Genomic DNA, 19101 nt, shown 5'->3' with positions numbered 1-19101 from the left:
TATTTACAACGCCTACCCTTTTCTTGGTCTGCTATTAAGCTTATGCATATAACTAACTATAAAATAACGCCCCAAGCTTTCAGACGTAGTTTCTTCAAAATAGTTGGTAGTACTACGCCTATAAATGTCTATGTTCTTATCAAGCAAATCAATAAACAATAACTTTACAACATGGCTATTCTGTTTTGAAAAAGCATACGAAACGGTTGCATTCCATAAGGGGATGTTTTCACTTGAAGCAAAAGCATTATCGGTATAAATAAAATAGTCAAACTGGGTATTGAAGCTCACTTTCTTAGACAAATCACAATCCAACATTGAAAAATACTGCTGTTTGGTATACTTCCGGTCCAAATCTCGCTCTATTGAAAAAGAGGTGTTATTTACGCTATAAGTTGCCCCTGCTTTTAAATCTATGACACTTTTATTATTGTTCTCTAGCGTTGCGCTGATTAGAAAATCTTTTGAAGTAACTTCATTAAGCTGAAAATTGATAATCGCATTGTTCGTATTGAAGAAATTTCGGTTTCGAACAGAGTAGCGTAGCCCCAAACTTTTTATTTTCTGGCTAAAACCTATTGTAGTATTCAGTCTACGTTTGATTCCGTTATTCTGATAGCTCAAGGTTCTAACATAATCCTCATTTACATCAACACTTTTGATAATGGCATTTTTTGTATATTGAAATTGTACTCGTGTATTAAAACTAAAAGACGATTTAAAATCGTGGATTACGGCAGATAAAGTCAACGCATCTATCTTTTCCGAAACCAAATTTGGATTCCCCTTTCGGATAGAAAACGGATTTAAATCATTAACCACCGTAGAACTCTCGGTTGGTCGTGGCGTACGAATGTTCTTTTTATAACTTAATCTATACTTACGCCCTCTTTTAGGAATGTATTGTACCGTAGCCATAGGATTAACGAATAACCTATCCGTTACTGTAGCTGCTTCATTTACAACACCAAAAGACCGTACAATATCCTGCAGTTCCATTGCTGCATACGTATTGATTTTCCCTGCAGTATAACTATGGGCCAATCTGGTTTGATAATTATTTTCGTTGTGATCGTAATCGTACTTTAAAATCTCTTCTTCGTTCTTTGCGGCTACAGTTATCTTATTCTGATAGACATTTTCCTTATCAATTTTATTTCCCATGTATGACTCCAACTTCACATAATGGTTGCCTCCTAAGGGCTCAGTATATTTGAAATTAAAATTGACTATCGAAGTATTCAGTTTTTGATCACGGATGGTATTCAGCTCTTTCACAGATTCTTTTGGAGTATTTATCCTCCTTGATTAAAGTATTTTGATCGTTCTTCATAGTAGACCGATTAAAATTAGTTTTCAGTCCAGTAGCTAGACTTCTACCCTTTTTTCTCAGCTTTTGATAAAAGTTAATACCCAAATTGGCTCTTTTTCTATCTCTATCTACAGTAGATAGGTTATCATTTTTTGTACTTAGTTCTTCATCTTTAAAATAGCGCCCCATGCGATTAGAGTAGCTATTAATAGCATCAGACATTAATTGTCCTTTAATAATTAAACTATTGTTAGGGTTGGATTTGTTCTTGTAATCTAAATTAAGATTGTGATCGTTCTTAGTGTTCACATATTCATTTTCGGCTACATAATCAAAGTTATTGGCATTGGAAAAAGTGATGCGTTTTGACACAGAAGAACCATCGTTCTTAGAATAGTTATAGAAATAATCTCCGTTTAAGGATTTCTTTTCTTTAAACTCATGCCCTACATTTACCCCTGCCACACCTGTATTTAAATATCCACTTAAGCTTTTTGTTTTTTGTGCAGAGTTCTGCTCTTCTTCCTCATCGTCTCCATCACCATCAACACCATCTGCATTCTTTAAAAAATCTTGAATGTTTGAACCCGTTATATTGATGTTATTGATTTTACCAATGACAGAAAACTGAGTCTTAGAAGAGAATTTATTATAATTAAGATTTCCAAAATATCGGTTATCCAATCCGCCTCCTGCAGAAACCTTTCCGAAACCATTGTTCTTTCTTGATTCCTTCAACGTAAAATTAATGACCACTTCCTTGTTTCCGTCCGCCACACCGGTAAGCTCAGATTCATCACTTTTTTTATCTATTATCTCTACATTGGCAATGGCATCTGCAGATAAGTTTTTTAGTACTATGGATGGATCGCCTCCAAAAAACTCCTTTCCATCGATCATAATTTTGGTTACCTCGTTACCTTGAGCATTCACCTTTCCATCGGAATCAATCTCCAAGCTCAATTTTATTTAACAATTCCTCTAAATTATCATCCGCATCCACTTTAAAAGAATTGGTATTAAAAGCTATAGTATCCTGTTTGATTTGTACAGGCACCACTGCTGTTAACGTAACCCCTTCCAATTCATAGGTATCCTCCACTAGTGTAAGGTTTCCAAACGTAAGAGCTTCACCCGTGTAGGTTATGTTCTTGTACAAAGAGATATATCCTAAAGAAGAAATATTTAAAATATAATCTCCTTTTTGCGCTTCAGAAATTTTAAACTCACCATTTACATCAGTAATCGTATAATCTACATACGTAGAATCCTTAACACTTAGTAAAACCACGGCAACTGCTTCCAGAGGCTCCTGACCCTCAGAGAGCACTTTGCCAGAAATAGCTTCCGAAGATTGTGCCTGTGTAGATGTAAAAAATATAAAGAAGAGGAAAAGCAGAAAACCATTTCCTTTTTGAAAATTCACCATTAAATTTTTATTGAATTAGAACTCACAAGGAGCAATCCTTAAAGGTAAAATGATGCAAAAGAACAGATGTACATAAGAGTACAAGAAATGTATTGTGGAGTACATAATCTACAAATGATATGATCAATTTGCTTTAAGTATGCAACAGATGATCAAAGGCATAAACTATAAGATGTAAAATAAGTACATTGCTAAGTGCTTTATCTTAAAGGCTAGTAAACCAAATAGTACAGTCGTTTCAAATAGCTGTCAAGCCCAAAAATTGATCCTATCAATTTTAACAATTAAGCCATATTATTATGAGATTACGTTTTCACCCTTACTTAGCATTCTTTTTTACCGCTTCCTTGCTTTTAAGTTTTGGGTCCTGCAAAGAAGAAGCGAAAATTGTAAACGAAACAGTTTTACAAAAAAAAGAAAAGCAACCCAATATCATTTATATTTTAGCCGATGACCTTGGTTATGGCGACTTGAGTTCATACGGACAGGAAAAGTTTGAAACGCCCCATATTGACGAACTTGCTGCTAGAGGTATAAAATTCACACAACATTATAGTGGGGCTCCAGTTTGTGCCCCAGCACGTTCATCTTTAATGACAGGACAACATACAGGCCACACGCCTATTAGAGGAAATAAAGAACTTGAAGGCGAAGGGCAAACACCATTACCCGGAAATTCCGTAACCATTGCCGAGTTAATGAAAAAAGCGGGCTATACCACAGGCGCTTTTGGAAAATGGGGATTAGGTTTTATTGGAACTGAGGGCGACCCCGTTGCTCAAGGTTTTGATGAGTTTTATGGGTACAATTGCCAACGTATGGCCCACAGATACTATCCTTCTCATTTGTGGCACAATGAAGAAAAAATCTTACTTGATGGTAACGACTGGACAAAGACCGAAACTTACGCTCCAGATAAAATTCAAGAAGCAACATTGGCTTTTATCGAAGCCAATAAAGAAAGGCCCTTTTTTGCTTATGTTCCTTTTGTCCTACCCCATGCAGAACTGATTTCACCCAAGGATTCCATATTTGATAAGTTTAAGGACAAATTTCAGGAAACACCATATACGACAGAGAATGACTTTACATCGGACTACGGTCCTGATATTGTTCAAATGGAATATGCTTCACAATTAAAGCCCCATGCGGCCTTTGCCTCTATGGTGTACCGCATGGATGTTTATGTTGGTCAGATTTTAGATAAACTAGATGAACTGGGCCTTACGGACAACACCATTGTCATGTTTGCAAGTGATAACGGTCCTCATGCCGAAGGTGGTGCTGACCCTAAATTCTTTAATAGTGCCGGAGGTCTAAGAGGAATTAAAAGAGACCTGTATGAAGGTGGTGTTCGTTCACCTTTTCTGGTAGTCTGGCCAAATAAAATTAAAGCCGGATCAACTTCTGACCATGTTTCTGCATTTTGGGATGTTATGCCAACATTAGGTGAAATCACCAATATAGATGTTCCGGCAACTAGCGATGGTATTTCTTTTCTACCAACACTTCTGGGCAAGGAAGGTCAAAAACAACATAAATATCTGTACTGGGAATTTCCTATTCAAAAAGGACGTAAAGCAGTTAGAAAAGGAGATTGGAAAGGTGTTATTTACAATTTCAACAAAAAACCACAAGGTCAATTTGAACTTTATAATCTAGCGGATGACCCATCTGAAACCAACAATGTTGCCAATGAACATCCAGAAATAGAAAAAAAAATAAGGCAAATCATGGAAAGCGCAAGTGAAAAATCTGAACTTTTCCCTTTCGAGTAGCTATTGATTTTTAAACCAACCAATAATTAAACCTTTGCATACCCTATGAAAACCATATATTTTCTTCTAAGCCTCTTCTTATCGGTTTCCTGTTACGCTCAGAAAGCCAACAAAAGCATCTCAGAAAAACGCCCGAACGTAATCCTGATCATGGTTGATGACTTAGGGTACGAAGGAATTGGCAGTTATGGAGGCACATCCTATGACACTCCAAATATTGATAAGCTTGCCGCAACGGGTATGCAGTTCAATCAGGCCTATGCACAGCCGTTATGTACTCCCACTCGCGTAAAACTTATGACTGGGCAGTACAATTTTAGGAATTGGGAAGCTTTTGGAGTTTTAAATCCAAAACAAAAAACGTTTGGCCATATCATGCAAGATGCTGGTTACTCTACTTGTATGGTGGGTAAATGGCAACTACAGAGTTATGATCCATAAGGATATCCCGGAGGTGAACACAGAAGAGGTATTGGTATGAAAGTAGAGGATGCTGGTTTTGATGAATACAGCATGTTTCACGCGTTTCATACAGAGGATAAAGGCTCTCGTTTTGCCAATCCAACCATTTATCAAAACGGGGAGTTCCTGAAAGGTACCGATGGTAAATACGGTCCAGATATTTTCTCTCAATACTTAAACGATTTTGTTGACCGTCATGCAGATAAACCGTTTTTCGTGTATTACCCTATGGCATTGACACATGGTCCTTTCAATCCAACACCGAACAGCGGCGATTGGAAATATGCCGAAAAAAGATTGAATGAAGAAACCATATACTTCAAGGATATGGTGGAGTATTTAGATAAAATCATTGGAGATATTGTAGATAATCTTGAAAAGAAAGGACTTCGTGAAAACACACTTTTGATGTTGTATTCCGATAATGGCACACACCAAACCATTTTTTCCAAAATGGGAGATCGGACGGTTCAAGGTGGTAAAGGCCTAACGACCGAAGCTGGTATTAAAGTCCCTTTTATTGCCAACTGGTAAGGTCATATTAAAGAAGGTACTGCATCAAACGAATTCATTGATGCTATTGATTTTATGCCCACTATTCTTGAAGCTACAAATACCCCTATCCCTTCCGGTTTTAAACCAGATGGAGAAAGTTTTCTACCTGTTTTAAAAGAAGAACCTGTACAACGTAGAGACTGGGTATTTATGAGTTACGACCCTAAACCGGGTTGGGACAAAAAACAATTCGCGCCAGCAGAATTCGTACTAAACGAAAGCTATAAACTTTACGGAGACGGTAGATTCTATAATACCAAAAAAGATGTTCTGGAAAACGACTCGTTGTCATCTGACAAACTCTCCTCTCAAGAAAAACAGCTCAAGAAAAAATTTAAAACGGTTTTAGATTCGTTAAGAAAATATCCAACGTATGGCTGGATTGAACGTCTAGCGCCAGAGTTTGATTCGTTGGTATCAAAACATGCCCGCATCGAACTAGTTGCCGAAGGCTTTAATTGGTCAGAAGGTCCAGTATGGCTTCCTAAAGAGCAAAAACTTATTTTCTCCGATGTTCCCGAGAACAAAATTTACCAATGGCACAATTTAGACGGACTAAGCCTATACATGGCTCCTTCTGGAGGTACTGGAATCGCAAATGGCAATACAGGAAAGGGTTCTAACGGACTTATTCTTGATCCGCAGGGGGATTTAGTGATTTGCCAAGTCGGCGACCGTAGAATCAGTAAACTTACGAGCTTGCAAGATTCGCTTCATCCTAAATTCACTCCAATAGTAACCGATTACAAAGGGAAGATATTCAATTCCCCCAATGACCTGGATTATGATAGTAACGGAAACCTTTATTTTACAGACCCTGCTTTTGGGTTAGGTGATGGTAAAAGCGCTATTGGTTTTAACGGTGTTTATTTCTTGAGCAAGAATAAAGATCTGATTCTTTTGGATGATTCTATAGAAGCTCCGAATGGCATCGCAGTATCTAATGACAACAAAACCCTTTATGTTGCCGATTCTTTCAAAAAGCAACCAAAAATCCTGGCCTATGATATTGTAGGTGATGGAAAAGTAACCAATAAAAGAATATTCTTTGATGCTACCGAACTTCACAAAGCCAGTATTAGCAAACAGTCTCCCGATGGAATGAAGATTGATGACAAAGGAAATATTTTCTTGGCAGGACCTGATGGCGTTTTGGTAATTTCTCCCACAGGAAAACATTTGGGAAGCATCAGAACCGATAAAAACACGGGCAATTGCGAATTTAGCGATGATGGAAGATATTTATTTATAACCGCAGATGATTACCTTTTAAGAGTAAACCTAAGACCTTATTCTAAATAAAACCTCCATGTACAAAAACTACACTTTATCTATTCTTTCTATAGGTCTTTTGCTTTTCTCATCTTGTGCCGAAAAGAAAAAAGAGGAGGCCAAAGCAACGGAAGAACGGCCCAATATAGTTCTTATTATTGCCGATGATATGGCTTGGGACGATAGTGGTGCTTATGGACACCCAAATATAAAAACTCCCAACATAGACCAACTGGCCCACAGGACGGTATGCGTTTTGACAATGCCTTCTTGACCGCCAGTTCGTGTAGCCCGAGTAGAACCAGTATTATTACTGGTTTATACCCACACAATACGGATGCAGAGCAACTACACTGGCCATTACCATCAGACAGGATAACATTTGTAGAAGAACTCAAAAAATCTGGATACTGGACGGCACAAGCGGGAAAATGGCATTTGGGGGATTCTATTAAAAACCGTTTTGACCTCGTAAAGGATGTTGGCACACATGGTTTTCAGTTATCGCCTACGGGCGAAAAAACAAAACAGACGGGCAACGGCAGTGGTTGCGAAGAATGGATACCTGTCCTCAAACAAAGACCACAAGACCAACCTTTCTTTTTATGGCTTGCCGCAGTTGACCCGCATAGACCTTATACCGAAGATATCATTGACAACCCACATGCGTTGGAAGATGTGGTACTTCCACCTTATTTTCCAGATACTAAAGAAGTACGTGAAGACTTTACGCACTATTACAATGAGATTACCCGCCTAGATAATTATGTAGGTGAAGTAGTCGCGGAACTAGATAGACAAGGGGTTTCAGATAATACTATGATTTTGTTTATTAGTGATAACGGTAGACCTTTCCCTCGTGATAAGACCACACTTTATGATGGGGGTATAAAAACACCATGGATTGTAAAATGGCCAAATGAAGTAGAATCCAATTCGGTTAACACCAACTTGGTAAGCTCAATAGACATAGCTCCAACATTCTTAAAACTTGCGAATTTAGAAACGTTAACAAGTTTTGAAGGTGTAGATTTCTCTCCATTACTAGAAGACACAAAAGCAAAAACCAGAGATATCATTTATGCCGAAGACCACTGGCATGATTACGAAGATTACACCCGAGCCGTACGTACAAAAGATTTTAAATACATACGTAACTTCTATACGGATTTACCCAATACTCCTTCTGCGGATGCATTCATTGGTGGAACATTTAAATCTATGCAGGAGCTAAAGAAAAAAGGTGAACTTAACGAAGCACAATTGGCCTGTTTCATTACACCAAGACTAGAAGAAGAATTATACGATGTGGTCAATGATCCATATGAGCTTAAAAACTTGGCGTTATACCCTGAGCATAGTAAAAAGTTAGTAGAGTTACGAACTGAAATGAATAGCATTAGAAAAGCCTCAAAAGATAGCTTACCAACGTTTAGAACACCAGATGAGTTTAATCGTGAGACGGGAAAATCCAATTCATTCAGAAAAAGACCTCGTCCTTCAAAAGTTGAGATGGAGAAAATTATACGAGCTATGAGTAAATAAAACTCAGTTAACTGTTCAAAACACGACCGTCATTTCAATTTTCAAATCGGTGTCAACCCTATTCTGACCTTTGACTTTGAATAGTGCCGTAAAATATTTCTGGCCCTTTAGGTATTTCTCTTCAAATTTCTTAAGGTTGTCGTTGTTCGTAAAGTATTCAACCGTTGCGCTTACACCTATATCGTGTTGCGAAAAGAATACAAAATGTTCTGAATTACCAATACTAGGGTACTTTGCTACAATAGCATATTCTTGGTCCACCAAAGAAGTACCAAAGGTAAATACGCTATTCTTTAGTGTTGGATGACCAGATAGCTCTAAATTTTTTCCCGATAGATTAAAGTACGGATTAGCATCATTAAAAAAGCCGATAAATTGATTTTCATTTTTTATCGGGCCCGCATAAATGGCATTACCTTCCTTAATTTCAGGCAGCGTAGTTTGGGTAGAAAATCGAATAGAAAACTGCTTGTCATTTGCTTGAAAAAACTGTTGAAACTTCTGGGTTGCCATAGCCGCCATACGAGTGGTATAACTATAATTTGCGGGATGAAGCACGCCTTGTAATTCGGGTTTTACTTCCAGTAAATCATAAAATTCATCAACGCTATTTATCTCAAAATCTCTAGTCCATCCCCTACCTCCGGTCATTGTTTCTCCCATGGCACCAAAATGATCTCCTAGAATCAGGTTCGTAGATTTATCGGAATCTAAAAACGACTTCCATAACAATGGTGTTTTTGATGGTATGTTGGTAACCACCAATATTACCAGAGCAACAAGCAATAAAACATAAGGAAGCATTTGTGACCAAGTTACCTTTTGCATCCAACCTGCCGGAGCTTGTCTTTTTATAAATCGAACTTTATACTGACCTTTATCTATTTTTAATTGCCAGCTATCATTGAAACCCTCCGTTTCGTAAAATGCCGTCAGCTTTTTTCTAAGGTTGTAAATATTAACCCTTACCCTAGGATTGTTCTTCTCTTGGTTCTCATCATTTCTAAAAAATTCCAATTCTATTACAGCCTCTTTTAAATGCTCTCCCCTCTTTGTAGCTTCATAGAGATATTGCAACAATCCTCTGCTTGTTGGAGCATTTTTAAAGGTCTCACTATCCTTTATTTTAGAAACTACCTGTTGTTCTATCTTTTCCGTCAGTTGCATAAAGAATACCGTAAAATAGGCAGCTACAAGACAAGTTTAACCGTTATAGCTACCGTTAAAGAGAGGTTAAAGTACAAATAATAAAGTGTGAAACATACATTTGTTACAATCATTTTAATTCCCTTTTTAGAATTACAACACTATTACAAAAGTTCCTTTTAAGCCTATAGGAAAGGCCGGACATTATTAAATTAAAAATTGAACTCATGAAAACCACCACCACTTTTATACTATTATGGCTATCTTTTTTTGGAGTAAATGCCATGCAATCCAAAATAGAACCAGCGGACATAGAAACGCAAAAAGTCTACCTCTCAGGTACGGGCAAAGATGATATGGTAGACTGGGATTTCTTTTGTTCAGACGGAATGAATAGCGGTAAATGGACTACTATAGGTGTTCCTTCTTGTTGGGAATTGCAAGGATTTGGAAACTACAACTATGGTAAGGATGATTTTTAAGGTGCGTAAGAACGAATACGGACTTTACAAGTATCAATTTGATGTTCCAGAAAATTGGGATGAAAAGGAAGTAAAAATTGTTTTTGAAGGCGTCATGACCGATGCCGAGGTAAAAATTAATGGAAAACTGGCTGGGGAAATACACCAAGGGGCTTTTTACGAATTCAAGTATGAGATTTCTAAACTCCTGAAATACGGCGAAAAAAACTTGCTAGAAGTCAAAGTGAACAAAGCCTCTTCCAACACCTCTATCAATCATGCAGAAAGGGAAGCGGATTTTTGGATTTTCGGCGGAATTTTTAGACCTGTTTATTTACAAGCCTCCCCTAAAGAAAATATTGAACGGGTTGCCATTAATGCTAAAGCAAATGGAAGCATAGAAGCCGATATTTACACTGTATCTACAAAAGCTAAATCTCTTCGCCTTTCGCTATCTGATATCAATCACAAAAAAATACAAAATTTAGCCGCTACTGACATCAGTAAAGAAAATGATAAGTGGCATGTTACCTTAAAAGCAAACGACATAAAATCATGGAATCCGGAATCGCCTCAACTATACTTCTTGAACATAGAACTTCTGGGCAAAAAAGATGAAGTGCTTCATACAACTACGCAACGTATAGGTTTTAGGACGGTTGAAGTTCGTGAGGGAGACGGAATCTACGTAAACGGGCAACGAATAAAATTCAAAGGCGTAAATCGTCATTCATTTTATCCTTCCTCGGGCAGAACTACATCAAAAGAACTAAGCATTGAGCATGTGAAAATGATGAAAGACATGAACATGAATGCCGTTCGTATGTCTCATTACCCTCCGGACAAGCACTTTTTAAATGTTGCGGATTCGCTTGGGCTTTTTGTTATAGATGAAGTCTGCACATGGCACTCACCTCATTTGGATACAAAAGTAGGCCGTAAAATAGTAAAAGAAACTATTGTGCGTGACGTAAACCACCCCTCTATTCTCCTTTGGGCTAATGGAAACGAAACAGGCTGGAATACAGAGTTAGATGGTGACTATGCCAAGTGGGACATTCAAAAAAGAGAAGTCATTCACCCTTGGAATATCTTTAACAAAACGAATACCATGCACTATCCTAGCTATCATGTTTTTGCGTATGATACTTATGCTAAGGATAAAATATATTTCCCAACCGAGTTTTTACATGGTCTGTATGATGGTGGACATGGTGCCGGACTAGATGATTATTGGAAACAGATGTGGAATATGCCATTAGCTGCCGGAGGTTTCTTATGGGATTTTGCAGATGAAGCCGTAGTTCGAACAGATAAAAAAGGAGTACTAGACACAGACGGTAATCATGCCGCCGATGGTATTGTGGGGCCTTATGGTGAGAAAGAAGCTAGTTATTTTAGTATTAAGGAAATTTGGTCTCCGGTTTACATAGAAGACCGTTATATAAAATCAGATTTTAATGGTGTTTTTAGGGTTGAAAACAGATATCATTTTACCAATTTAAATGAGATTAAAATGGTTGCCAAATGGGTACAGTTTGATGGTCCAAAAGGAACGGACAAAGTTGAAGTGATTTCTGAGGATACTGTTCAATTACCAAATTTAAAACCCGAAACCAAAGGAACATTCAAAGTAGATTTACCCAAAAACTGGCAATCTGCAGATGCTTTATTTTTAACGGCAACAGACCACAATGGGTTAGAAATATTTACATGGAGTTACCCAATTAAAGTCCCAAATGACATAAATAAAAGTAACATTATTAGGGTAGGACAAGCAGCGATTACTGCCCATGTTGACGGTGGATTAATAAAAGTTGAAGCAAACGGAATTCAATATACCTTTTCAGAAGAAACCAGCTTGTTGCAAGAGGTTAAAAAAGGGAACAATAGTATTCCCTTTACTAATGGTCCCGTCATTTTTGACCATAAAGACAAGATAGAATTTATAAATGTAACTAAGCTTAAAGACAAGGTAGAGATTACTACTGTTTTTGAAAAGACGGATAAATCTCCAGGATGGGCCAGTCATAAAGTGTACAGCTCCGATGTTATAAAATGGACCGTACATTCCAACGGCCTGTTGGACCTACATGTTGAAATTAAGGGCAAAAAAATAGTGAAAGGATTCAAAGGTATTACGTTCTCGTTTCCGGAATCTGAAGTTAGCGGCATGAAATGGCTAGGGGACGGACCCTACCGTGTATGGCGGAACAGAATGAAAGGCACTAAATTTCAAGTTTGGGAAAATGATTACAACAATACTGTTACTGGAGAATCCGGTTTTGTATATCCAGAATTTAAAGGATTTTTCTCTAGTCTGTACTGGGTGCAAGTAAAAGGTAAAAACAACAACGGTTTTACGGTGTATTGTAATTCCGAAAACACCTTTTTACGCATGCTTACCCCTCAGCAACCAAAAGAAGACCCTAATCATAGAGTTTCTATAGATTTTCCGGAAGGCGACATCTCCTTTGTTAAAAATGTACCTGCAATAGGAACTAAGTTTCAAACAGGAGATAAAATGGGTCCTCAAGGAAATTCAGAAAACTACTTCGGAAATGATGATGAACCTATCAGTATAGACCTAACCTTTGAGTTTTAAAATATAGATAAGTAGAAACGAAATACTGTAAACTAAAAAGAGTCTCATCGGTTTCGACAAGACTCTTTTACGAGAACACTATATGAAAATGAAAAATTTTATTTCTATTTGATTAACACTGTAAACTTACGGCAGCAGTGTTCATTTTGAAAAAAAATGATGTGAACTAGCCGATTTCTGTTGTGAAAACGCATTTTATCGATTTTTGAACTCAGAGAGAGCATTATGAACCTATTTCCTAAAACCTTTTTAGCCGTTTCTTATTTGCAGAAAATCCGAAAAACTATCATTTCGGTTGATTTGGAAGAAAATTGATTAGTCTTTATACTTGAGGGAGTACTTTTAAAAAGCAGGAATATTAGAAATCTGTATCATCTATTTATTTCTTGTTGATTTTTGCTTTTAATGCCAGATACACTCCGTTACTCCATCCAAAACCATCTTGCACCGGATATTCTCCTCCACCAGCATCTAAGCTCATGTCCTCCACATTATACTTTTCAACGAATTTTCCTGTATTGGCATATACTTTTTCATTGAGTTTTACCCAACGTTGAGCAATGGTATTTGCGAGTTCTTCATGACCATAATTTTCCAAGCCAACAATGGTCATCCATTGCAATGGCGCCCAACCGTTAGGAGCGTCCCATTGCTCACCTGTGTTTTTTAAAGTAGTAACTACACCACCTATGGTTTCAGAAAATTGTTTTTTATGTATTCTGCAATGCTATCCGCCTGCTCCTGTGATGCCATATTGAAAAACAAGGGAAAGGTCATGGCCAATGAGGGCTCGCCAGTTTGTTTTTCCTTGACCCAGTTAAAATCTTCATAAATACCTTCGGATGCATTCCAACAAAAATCATTTAGAAATTTCTTTCTGTTCGCCATACTTTCTTCAAGTACCTTTTTGAATTCTTCATCTTCAGGGTAGCATTTTAGCAACACGGTTTCTAAGCCGTAAAGAAGTGCATTGAGATCAACAGGGATGATATCTGTAGTAATAATCGTTTCTATTGATTTACCATCAGCAAACCATCTTGAAGAATAGTCCCAACCGGATTCCGCTCCAGAACGCAGGTCACTATACATTTTTTCGCCTCCATTTACTTTTTGAACCTGATTGTAATCTTCACGATACGATTCTTCTCTAGGTGAAGTACCACGGTCAAAATAACGATTCATTATCCCTAAAGGAGTAGCAACGCAGTGGTAAATAGGCGTGTTAGTGGTTTCCTTACCATCCATCCAAAAATCATACTCTTTTCTAAGTGCTACCTTATATTTTGTATAGATTGAATCACCTCTGCTTTTTGCTAATAAAGCAACCATCTGAGCAAAGAAAGGGGGTTGAGATCTTGTGATATAGTAGGTTCTATTTCCGTTTGGAATGTGACCTACAGTTTCTATTAAATGCGCAAAATTTTCAAGCATGTTATTAATCAGCTCAAACTCACCACTTTCAGCTAAGCCTAACATCGTAAAATAACTGTCCCAATAATAAACTTCTCGGAAACGACCACCTGGAACTATATAGGGCTCAGGTAAAGGAATAAGCGTGCTACCTTCATTTTTGGCATCTGAAATTCTCGTTAGAACCGGCCATAGTGAGACAACATGTTCCGCGGCAGATTTGCTCTTATCCGTCTTAAAGTCTGAACTTATAGTCTCTGGTAATTCAAAATTCTCGAGTACGAAAGCCTTCAAATCAAAATTTGCAGAGTCGCTTTCCTGCTCATACGTTATTTTAATTTCGGAGTAAGGTCTTTTGGCAATGCAATCAACGAATGTCTTGCTGTCCGGAAAAACCCGTTCTAGTTGTACATCTACGAATAGCTGACCAAGTAAACTATCAAGAGTTTGATGTGTTTCTCCTTTTTCTAAGGTCTCTTGGGTTGTGTTTACTATCTCAACGGCCTTTTTATTCGGTTCGGTCTTACAGGAAATAAAGGCGAATAAGAAAAATAACAAATAGTATCGCATAGCAATGTGAAGTCTTGGTTACGATCTAAAAGTAAGGCTTTACTATTTAAATGCGGAATGACCCGTTATATCCATTCCTGTAATCAACAAGTGAATATCATGAGTGCCTTCATAGGTAATTACGCTTTCTAAATTCATCATATGACGCATGATGCTATATTCCCCAGTAATACCCATACCACCTAATACTTGTCTGGCTTCTCTAGCTATCTTAATGGCCATATCTACGTTATTACGTTTAGCCATAGAAATTTGAGCTGTTGTAGCCCTGCCTTCGTTTTTTAATTGTCCTAGACGAAAAGCCAATAGTTGTGCCTTGGTGATTTCAGTAATCATTTCAGCAAGCTTTTTCTGTTGCAATTGGGTAGCTGCAATCGGTTTACCAAATTGTATTCGCTCTTTAGCATACTTAAGAGCAGTGTCATAACAATCCATAGCTGCGCCAATGGCACCCCATGCAATACCATAACGGGCAGAATCCAAACAACCTAAAGGAGCTCCTAGTCCAGATTTGTTTGGCAACAGATTTTCCTTAGGAACCTTAACATTGTCAAATATTAATTCGCCGGTGGCAGATGCTCTCAAAGACCATTTATTATGCGTTTCCGGTGTTGTAAACCCTTCCATACCACGTTCTACTATAAGCCCATGAATACGGTCTTCCTCATTCTTGGCCCATACCACAGCAATGTCCGCAAAAGGGGAATTGGATATCCATAGTTTGGCACCATTTAAAAGGTAATGGTCTCCCATATCCTTGAATTTAGTTTCCATTCCACTAGGATTAGAACCGTGATTAGGTTCCGTAAGCCCAAAACAGCCCATCATTTCGCCGGAGGCCAATTTTGGTAAATATTTTTTTCGTTGCTCTTCTGATCCGTACGTATAGATAGGGTACATAACCAATGAAGACTGTACCGAAGCTGTAGAACGCACACCACTATCACCACGCTCTATTTCTTGCATGATAAGTCCGTAGCTAATTTGATCTAAGCCAGCACCGCCATACTCTTCAGGAATATAGGGTCCAAACGCACCTATTTCGGCCAATCCACCAATAATTTGCTTCGGAAACTCTGCTTTTTGAGCATATTCCTCAATTATAGGAGAAACATCCCTTTTTACCCACTGGCGTGCAGCATCACGCACCAATTTATGCTCCTCGGAAAGAAGGTCATCAAGATTGTAATAGTCTGGCGCTTCGAACAAATCAGGTCTCATAGGATGAATTTTAATCAAATATAATGATGAAACGTAACATTATGCGTACTAATTGTTACATTTTTAAATAAAAATCTTTAGTCAATGAAATATAGTCTTCGGTGTACTCGTGCCTGCCTATTTCAATAGTCAGCTCACTGGTTTCCAGTTCTACCTCCTCAAACCCAAACTGAATTAAGCTGCGTTTAATCTCCGAAGTAGGAGTTCCTTTTACACGGGTGATTCGTTGTGGGTATAATTTAAAAGAATTAGCCAGTTTCAAAAAGGTTTCTTCTTCTTTAAAAGGAATAATGGTTGTAAACGAGCCATTGGACGCCATTAGTTTTGATACGCCTTCTAACAATTCATCGAACGGTAAAGATTGATTTTGTCTTGCTTTATCTCGCGAATCATCTCCACTGGAAACTTCTTCGGAATAAAAAGGTGGATTAGATACTATCAGGTCATAAGGATCTTCCCATTCATCAACAAACTCATCAAGACCGGCGTGATAACAAAAAAGCCTGTCGGCCCAATCAGAACTATCAAAATTTGAAACGCATTGTTCATAGGCATCTTCATCAATTTCCAAAGCATCTATGGTTTCCGCAGTACTACGTTGGGCAATCATCAAAGCTATCAGTCCCGTACCGGCACCTATATCTAAAATAGAATCGGGATTATTATCTATAGAAACCCAAGCACCTAATAATACGCCATCTGTACCCACTTTCATGGCACAACGGTCTTGCTCTATCTGGAATTGTTTGAATTTAAATGGCTTCATCAAGTTTTACTTGGTTTAATTGTTTGGAATTTACTTTTTCATATTAAAACTAAAAAAAGAGCTTGGCAGTGCTACCTAGACCAATTCAATTTCTCCATCGTCCGCTTTAAAGTAAAATAGAATTGATAAAGTTAAGGTATGGAAAACATTTAATGAGATATGCTGGTTTGATAATAGTACTTATCTGTGAAATTTTCAATTAACAATATACTTCCTCATCCCTCTACATTATTCATCGTACATAATCCATTTTGGAATTATTTTCATACTGTAACGACTGAAAAATCTCACTATACAACCCACTTTCATTGTTTATATGGGTATTGATTTTCATTAAATAAAAAAAATTTTTAGTGCTTTTTTTCTATCACTAAAATGATAAAAATCATCACTGAATATTCTCTTATAAAAAAATTAAATATCGGCTATTTACGCATTTGACAAATACGTTGATGTTGATGAGATTTTTTCAGCGAATTCTTTAATAACGTAAATTTTTGTTAAACATTTAACATAGTAACAAAGATTACCAATCTAACTATCTTAAAATGATGAAAAAACAAAAATTATTGTTTGCATTGTTCTCATTACTTGTAATGTACAATGCCACAGCCCAAACAAACACGATTACCGGAACCGTGTCCGACCACAATTCTCTTCCACTCCCAAGGTGTTAACATTCTTGTACAAGGTACCACAACGGGAACGCAAACAGATTTTGACGGAAACTACACCATTGAAGCAAGCGAAGGCCAAAGCCTGTTATTTACCTATATGGGTCAACGAGACAAAGTAATTACCGTAGAATCTGGCCAGATCATTAATGTTATGATGGAAGAAGATGCTCAGGCCTTGGACGAAGTAGTTGTTACGGCGCTTGGAATAAAAAGAGAAAAAAAGAGCCTAGGATTTTCCCAACAAAGTATTGCCGGTGAAGATATTGTAATGGGTAAAGAAACCGATATCAGTCAAGGTCTTGCCGGAAAAATTGCCGGTGTACAGCTGGTAGGCTCTCCCAGTTCTACTTATGAAGCATCTAATATAAGGCTAAGGGGAGAAGTAGGAGCGCTATATGTAGTTGATGGTATAAAGGTTAACTCCTCTAGTGACATTAACATGGAGGACGTTGCAAATATATCAGTGCTAAAAGGTATTGCAGGTACCGCTTTATATGGTCCCGAAGCCCGAAACGGAGCAGTAATAATAACCACCAAAACAGCAAAGAGTGGAGAAACCAAAGTTACTTTAGACGTTGCAACCTCTGTCTCCAACCTTTACTTATTACCTGAATATCAAAATGAATACGGCGGAGGCTACACACAGTCATTTTCAGAATTAAATGGCCAAAACATACCTAACTATTCTGCTGATGAATCATGGGGCCCTAAGCTTGATGGTACTTTAGTAAGGCATTGGGACAGTTGGGTACCCGGAACTTCTGAATTTGGAAAACTAAGAGCTTGGTCTCCAACAACAAGTGATGTTCGCGATTTTTACAAAACGGGTGTCACTAAAAATATTACAATTGGCTTTTTAAAAGGTGGTGAAAATTATGATATTAAAACTACTATAAACAATCTCAACACCACGCTCATCAACCCTAATAACGATAGAAAGCAAACAACAATTTCCATGAAAGGGAATTACAACGTTACTGACAAACTTAAATTCAAGGGTGTTTTTAACTATCAATATAGATCTACTTTCAACAATCCTGAAACACGAGGGTATGCCGGGAATTTTAATGAATGGTGGCAAAGACAATTAAATATTGACCGACTGAGAGACTATGAACAGAATGGTCAAATTGTTTCATGGAACATGAGATCATATGACAATCCAACACCTTTATATTGGGATTCACCCTATTTTGAAGTATATGAAAACATAAATAATGAAACTAAAAATGCAATTTATGGTAGTATAGGATTGGAATATGACATAAATGACAATTTGAAAGCACTAGTTGATTTAAGAAGAACTTTTGACTTAACCAACTTTGATGATAAACGCGCATGGGGAGGTTTATCCGTGCCATGGTTTCAAGAGCTCACTGAACAAAATAGCTTCACGGAAGCGTATGCCCAGTTAAGTTATAACAAAAATTTTGGTGATATAGATGTCGTTTCTAGCGTAGGGGGTCAAACAAACCAAAGAAAATATAAATGGTTAAGGGCAGAAACCGTAGGAGGATTGCAAATACCGGGCTACTACAGCATTAATACTTCTGTAGACACTCCTGACTATGACAGAGACACCGAAGAGCAAAAATTAAATTCGCTCTTTGCTTCTGCTTCAGTCGGATATAAAAGCATGCTTTATTTAGACGGTTCTTTTAGAAGGGATTGGGGGTCAACAGCAACAGCAGATGACAATAAATTGAACACCTATGGGTTAACTGGTAGTTTTATTTTCTCCCAACTGCTTAATCCTGGAGGTTTTGTCAGCTTGGTAAATTACGTGCCGGTATTGGCCAAGCGCCTAGTTTTCCCGATGTTTATCAACTTCAAAGCTCCTACTCCATTTCTAATCCTTATGGCTCAAGCGTTGCCTTAAGTGTTCCTGAAAC

15 protein-coding genes and 1 pseudogene are annotated in these 19101 nt (G+C 37.6%); 8 read left to right on the top strand and 8 right to left on the bottom strand.

Features of this window, described 5'->3' with window-relative positions; all coding sequences use genetic code 11:
• Nucleotides 1–12: 12 nt before the first annotated feature.
• Genes Q5W13_RS10970 through Q5W13_RS10960 form a run of 3 tightly spaced genes read right to left on the bottom strand, consistent with a single transcriptional unit; the run spans nucleotide 13 to nucleotide 2741 of the window.
• A complete protein-coding gene (locus tag Q5W13_RS10970; RefSeq protein WP_304446323.1) occupies nucleotides 13–1278 on the bottom strand; it encodes an outer membrane beta-barrel protein in 1266 nt (421 codons plus the stop codon).
• Nucleotides 1253–2269 (bottom strand): hypothetical protein, encoded by a 1017-nt coding sequence (locus tag Q5W13_RS10965; protein WP_304446322.1) that lies wholly within the window; start codon nucleotides 2267–2269, stop codon nucleotides 1253–1255. Before Q5W13_RS10965 ends, Q5W13_RS10970 begins: the two co-directional genes overlap by 26 nt.
• Entirely contained in the window at nucleotides 2259–2741 is a 483-nt protein-coding gene (locus Q5W13_RS10960; protein ID WP_304446321.1) for a carboxypeptidase-like regulatory domain-containing protein, read from the bottom strand. Before Q5W13_RS10960 ends, Q5W13_RS10965 begins: the two co-directional genes overlap by 11 nt.
• A gap of 299 nt (nucleotides 2742–3040) precedes the next feature.
• Between Q5W13_RS10960 and Q5W13_RS10955 the strand changes: the two genes are divergently transcribed.
• The 5 genes and pseudogenes from Q5W13_RS10955 to Q5W13_RS10935 all read left to right on the top strand — a co-directional run bounded on the left by Q5W13_RS10955 (nucleotide 3041) and on the right by Q5W13_RS10935 (nucleotide 8353).
• Nucleotides 3041–4519: an arylsulfatase gene (locus Q5W13_RS10955; protein ID WP_304446320.1), complete on the top strand. Its 1479-nt coding sequence runs from the start codon at nucleotides 3041–3043 to the stop codon at nucleotides 4517–4519.
• Nucleotides 4520–4564: 45 nt separating this feature from the next.
• Nucleotides 4565–5515: pseudogene (locus Q5W13_RS10950) on the top strand (sulfatase family protein).
• Between the two features lie 54 nt (nucleotides 5516–5569).
• A complete protein-coding gene (locus Q5W13_RS10945) occupies nucleotides 5570–6838 on the top strand; it encodes an SMP-30/gluconolactonase/LRE family protein (RefSeq protein WP_304446319.1) in 1269 nt (422 codons plus the stop codon).
• A 7-nt stretch (nucleotides 6839–6845) separates the two neighbouring features.
• Complete coding sequence (locus Q5W13_RS10940) at nucleotides 6846–7082, top strand: sulfatase-like hydrolase/transferase (RefSeq protein ID WP_304446318.1); 237 nt, start codon at nucleotides 6846–6848, stop codon at nucleotides 7080–7082.
• Nucleotides 7058–8353, top strand: a complete 1296-nt coding sequence (locus Q5W13_RS10935; protein WP_304446317.1) for a sulfatase family protein — start codon at nucleotides 7058–7060, stop codon at nucleotides 8351–8353. The genes Q5W13_RS10940 and Q5W13_RS10935 overlap by 25 nt, the downstream gene beginning before the upstream one ends.
• 15 nt (nucleotides 8354–8368) lie before the next feature.
• Here Q5W13_RS10935 and Q5W13_RS10930 read toward each other — a convergent pair whose 3' ends face one another.
• A complete protein-coding gene (locus Q5W13_RS10930) occupies nucleotides 8369–9520 on the bottom strand; it encodes a hypothetical protein (RefSeq protein WP_304446316.1) in 1152 nt (383 codons plus the stop codon).
• Between the two features lie 206 nt (nucleotides 9521–9726).
• Between Q5W13_RS10930 and Q5W13_RS10925 the strand changes: the two genes are divergently transcribed.
• Together Q5W13_RS10925 and Q5W13_RS10920 are read left to right on the top strand one after the other, a co-directional pair.
• Nucleotides 9727–9981, top strand: coding sequence for a hypothetical protein (locus Q5W13_RS10925; protein ID WP_304446315.1), 255 nt, complete (start codon nucleotides 9727–9729; stop codon nucleotides 9979–9981).
• Nucleotides 9962–12565 (top strand): glycoside hydrolase family 2 protein, encoded by a 2604-nt coding sequence (locus Q5W13_RS10920; RefSeq protein ID WP_304446314.1) that lies wholly within the window; start codon nucleotides 9962–9964, stop codon nucleotides 12563–12565. The genes Q5W13_RS10925 and Q5W13_RS10920 overlap by 20 nt, the downstream gene beginning before the upstream one ends.
• A gap of 379 nt (nucleotides 12566–12944) precedes the next feature.
• Here the strand turns inward: Q5W13_RS10920 and Q5W13_RS10915 are convergent, their stop codons facing one another.
• The 4 genes from Q5W13_RS10915 to Q5W13_RS10900 are packed head-to-tail and all read right to left on the bottom strand — an operon-like array spanning nucleotide 12945 to nucleotide 16532.
• Nucleotides 12945–13256, bottom strand: coding sequence for a trehalase family glycosidase (locus Q5W13_RS10915; RefSeq protein WP_304446496.1), 312 nt, complete (start codon nucleotides 13254–13256; stop codon nucleotides 12945–12947).
• Nucleotides 13253–14545 carry a trehalase family glycosidase gene (locus Q5W13_RS10910; protein ID WP_304446313.1) on the bottom strand — a complete coding sequence of 431 codons (1293 nt, stop codon included), beginning with the start codon at nucleotides 14543–14545 and terminating at the stop codon, nucleotides 13253–13255. Before Q5W13_RS10910 ends, Q5W13_RS10915 begins: the two co-directional genes overlap by 4 nt.
• Before the next feature lie 42 nt (nucleotides 14546–14587).
• Nucleotides 14588–15766: an acyl-CoA dehydrogenase family protein gene (locus tag Q5W13_RS10905; RefSeq protein WP_304446312.1), complete on the bottom strand. Its 1179-nt coding sequence runs from the start codon at nucleotides 15764–15766 to the stop codon at nucleotides 14588–14590.
• Between the two features lie 55 nt (nucleotides 15767–15821).
• Nucleotides 15822–16532, bottom strand: coding sequence for a tRNA1(Val) (adenine(37)-N6)-methyltransferase (locus Q5W13_RS10900; protein ID WP_304446311.1), 711 nt, complete (start codon nucleotides 16530–16532; stop codon nucleotides 15822–15824).
• 603 nt (nucleotides 16533–17135) lie between these two features.
• On the opposite strand from Q5W13_RS10900, the gene Q5W13_RS10895 reads away from it, so the two are divergent.
• Nucleotides 17136–19088 carry a carboxypeptidase-like regulatory domain-containing protein gene (locus Q5W13_RS10895; protein WP_304446310.1) on the top strand — a complete coding sequence of 651 codons (1953 nt, stop codon included), beginning with the start codon at nucleotides 17136–17138 and terminating at the stop codon, nucleotides 19086–19088.
• Nucleotides 19089–19101 lie beyond the last annotated feature (13 nt).

This window comes from Zobellia laminariae (genome assembly GCF_030553095.1).
Taxonomy (GTDB): domain Bacteria; phylum Bacteroidota; class Bacteroidia; order Flavobacteriales; family Flavobacteriaceae; genus Zobellia; species Zobellia laminariae.
This window is presented reverse-complemented; position numbering and strand designations above follow the sequence as displayed.